Annotated in this window: 3 protein-coding genes and 1 pseudogene; all 4 read left to right on the forward strand. The window is 37.4% G+C overall.

The features are described 5' to 3' along the window. A partial coding sequence (locus RT405_RS04860; RefSeq protein WP_313468044.1) for a DHH family phosphoesterase occupies positions 1–936 on the forward strand: 936 nt, incomplete at its 5' end. Continuing rightward, positions 933–1385 carry a 50S ribosomal protein L9 gene (gene rplI, locus RT405_RS04865; RefSeq protein WP_313468046.1) on the forward strand — a complete coding sequence of 151 codons (453 nt, stop codon included), beginning with the start codon at positions 933–935 and terminating at the stop codon, positions 1383–1385. The genes RT405_RS04860 and rplI, both read left to right, overlap by 4 nt. Before the next feature lie 207 nt (positions 1386–1592). Beyond that, positions 1593–2931, forward strand: a pseudogene (gene dnaB / locus RT405_RS04870) (replicative DNA helicase). A 185-nt stretch (positions 2932–3116) separates the two neighbouring features. Further along, positions 3117–3791 (forward strand): adenylosuccinate synthetase (locus RT405_RS04875; RefSeq protein ID WP_313468048.1); only part of this gene is annotated, 675 nt, incomplete at its 3' end.

The raw sequence follows: 3791 nt of genomic DNA on the forward strand, positions 1-3791 counted from the left end.
TACCCGGATATGGATGCCATCGGTTCTTCACTCGGTGTTCGAAGAATTGCTGAAATGAATGGCAAAGAAGCTTGGATCATTATTGAACCAGAAGAATTTAGCAAAGACATTTCACAACTAGTGGATGAAATAGAAAAAGATAACTCGATTAGCCGGTACATTATCACACCGGAAACAGCTAAAGAAATGACGACTGCGAATACGCTGTTGATTATGGTCGATCACCATCGTCCATCATTATCAATAGCACCGGATCTAGTAGAAGAGATCAATAACGTGGTAGTTATTGATCATCATCGCCGTAGTGAGGAATTTCCGGAAAAACCTGTCTTAGTCTATATAGAACCTTATGCTTCTTCAACTGCAGAATTAGTTACAGAGTTATTTGAATACCAGCCTAATGATGCAAATCCAATCAATAAAATTGAAGCGACTGCTATGCTGGGCGGCATCATCGTAGACACAAAAAGTTTTTCTTTGCGGACAGGAACACGAACATTTGATGCAGCGAGTTATTTGAGGTCATGTGGAGCAGATGCTGTTTTAATTCAACGACTGTTAAAAGAAGATACAGATACGTATTTGCTTCGCAGCCATTTGATTGAAACAATTGAATTTATCAGCGATTCTATGGCCGTAGCAACTGGTGAAGAAGATCAGGTTTATGATACAGTAGTAGCAGCACAAACAGCAGATACTATGTTGAATATGACAAATGTGGATGCAGCTTTTGTGATTACGAAACGTTCCGATGAGCGCATAGGGATCAGTGCACGCAGTTTAGGCGAGATCAATGTTCAAGTAATCATGGAAAAACTTGGCGGAGGCGGTCACTTATCTAATGCAGCCACTCAAATAGAGAATCATACGGTTGCAGAAGTAAAAGAGATGCTGCGTGCTGTAATAGTAAATCAAGAAGAGGAGGAAAAAGAATGAAAGTTATATTTTTAGAAGATGTAAAAGGCAAAGGTAAAAAAGGTGATGTAAAAAATGTTGCTGATGGATACGCACATAACTTTTTAATTAAAAATGGTTTAGCTAAAGAAGCAACATCCGGCAGTTTGAGTGAATTAAAAGGAAAAATAAAGGCAGAAGAAAAACAACAAGCAGAAATCAAACAAGAAGCAGAAGAACTAAAAGCACTTTTAGAAAAAGAAGCCAATGCCATTGTGATTAAAGCAAAAGCTGCTGAAGATGGTCGGTTATTTGGATCAATCACAACAAAGCAAATTGCTGCTGCTGCCCAAAAACAATTGGGTATTAAATTGGACAAGCGCAAAATCGAATTAAATGTGCCGATTCGGACAGTCACTTCAATGAAATTAGATGTTAAAGTACACCCAGAAGTAGTTGCCACAATGACGGTAAATGTTTTGCCGGAATAGGTAAGATAAAAATAGGTGAGCAATAGAAAAAAGTTCAGTCAGAAAATTCTGGCTGGACTTTTTTCTCTCTGAAGTAAACCAATAAACAGTAAAAAGAACGCATGTTCCTGTTGTTGCATTGTATTCCCTCTATTTTTGAGGTAAAATAAGAACGTTGATTTAAAGATTTTAATCAAAAAAACCAGACTGTTGAAAGGAAGAGGAAATTTGGCAAATGAAGCTTTTCAAGACCGCCTACCACCTCAAAGTATTGAAGCGGAGCAAGCTGTACTCGGGTCGGTTTTCTTAGATCCGGACACAGTGGTCGGTGCATTGGAATTTATTGAAGCAAAAGATTTTTATCGCCGAGGACATCAATTGATTTTCCAAACGATGTTAGATTTAAATAATAATAATGAAGCGATTGATATTGTTACCATCACAAATGCATTAGAGTCTAAAAACCAACTAGAAGATGTAGGTGGAATGGCTTATTTAGCTGAGCTGGCTGTGACCGTACCAACTGCAGCTAATATGGAGCATTACGCTAAAATAGTTGAACAGAAATCTATTTTACGCAATTTGATTCGAACAGCTACTGAAATTGTGACTAAAGGATATGAAGAAGGAGACGAGCTAGCAGCGATTTTAGATGAAGCTGAGCGTAGTATCCTCGAAGTATCTGAAAAGCGCAGCAGAAGCGGTTTTTTATCTATTTCAGAAGTGTTGAATACCTCTATTGCCAGAATTGATGAATTGTATCAAAACGATGAAGAAATTACCGGACTGCCAACAGGGTACAAAGCGTTAGACAAAATGACAGCCGGCTTGCAAAAAGAAGAACTGATTATCTTAGCTGCCAGACCAGCGGTTGGTAAAACGGCCTTTGCTTTAAATATTGCTCAAAATATCGGAACAAAGACAGATAAGACAGTGGCCATTTTTAGTCTGGAAATGGGTGCTGAATCTTTGGTCAATCGGATGTTATGTGCAGAAGGCAGTATTGATGCCAGTAATTTGCGGACAGGTAATTTATCGGAAGAAGAATGGCAAAATTTAATTGTGGCGATGGGAAGTTTATCTAAAGCCAGTATTTATATTGATGATACTCCGGGTATTCGTGTTGCTGAGATTCGGGCTAAATGCCGCCGCTTGAAACAAGAAAAAGGCGAATTGGGTTTGATACTAATCGATTATTTGCAATTGATTGAAGGAACTGGTCGTGAAAGCCGGCAACAAGAAGTTTCTGAGATTTCACGGCAGTTAAAAAAGCTGTGGGGTTGAACAACGGCAAGATAAGCGTCCTGTATTGAGTGATATCCGTGAATCTGGTTCCATTGAGCAAGATGCGGATATCGTAGCTTTTCTTTATCGTGATGACTATTACGACCGAGAAGAAGGCGATGATGAGGAAGAAGCAGATATGGCTGGGCAAGATAATATCGTTGAAGTTATTATTGAGAAAAACAGAAGTGGAGCCCGTGGAACTGTAAAATTATTATTTATTAAAGAATACAATAAGTTTTCATCATTAGCTTATTTTCCTGATGATGTTCCGCAAAGATAAAATAGAGCTAAAAACGAAATCGTTCGTTTTTAGCTCTTATTTTTTTGTTTAACAAAAAAATGTTCGTTTTATTGCGTTAAAATAGTTATAAAAATGTTAAATATTCGCTTTTTTGTTGAATCCTTAAAAGAATACTGCTAAACTAGATAAGTATTTTAGAAAATAAACAGTAATGAGGTGTTCATATGTCTTCTGTAGTAGTAGTAGGTACACAATGGGGCGATGAAGGAAAAGGCAAGATTACAGATTTTTTAAGTGAAAATGCAGAAGTAATTGCACGTTATCAAGGTGGAGACAACGCCGGACATACAATCAAATTCAATGGTGTAACTTATAAACTCCATTTGATTCCATCTGGAATATTTGCAGCTGATAAAATCAGTGTAATTGGAAATGGGGTAGTGATCAATCCTAAATCACTTATCCAAGAACTCGCTTACTTACATGAACACAATATAAGTACAGACAACCTCCGTATTTCTGATCGAGCACATGTCATTTTGCCTTATCATATCCAATTAGACCAATTACAAGAAGATGCAAAAGGCGATCAAAAAATTGGCACAACCATTAAAGGAATTGGGCCTGCTTATATGGATAAAGCCGCAAGAGTAGGGATCCGGATTGCTGATTTACTAGATAAAGAAATTTTTGAAGAACGTTTACGCAGTAATTTAGAAGAAAAAAACCGTATTTTTACTAAAATGTTTGATGCTGAACCGATTGAGTTTACTGATGTATTTGAAGAGTATTATCAATACGGCCAAGAAATCAAACAATACGTTTGCGACACTTCCGTTATTTTAAATGATGCTTTAGATGCCAGCAAACGTGTTTTATTTGAAGGCGCACAAGGCGTT

Origin of the sequence: Carnobacterium sp. (assembly GCF_032094055.1) — a bacterium.
Classification (GTDB): Bacteria; Bacillota; Bacilli; order Lactobacillales; family Carnobacteriaceae; genus Carnobacterium_A.

What these genes read in the sequence shown, in the direction of transcription:
- rplI (WP_313468046.1), top strand. Translation starts at nt 933, where the DNA reads ATGAAAGTTATATTTTTAGAAGATGTAAAAGGCAAAGGTAAAAAAGGT.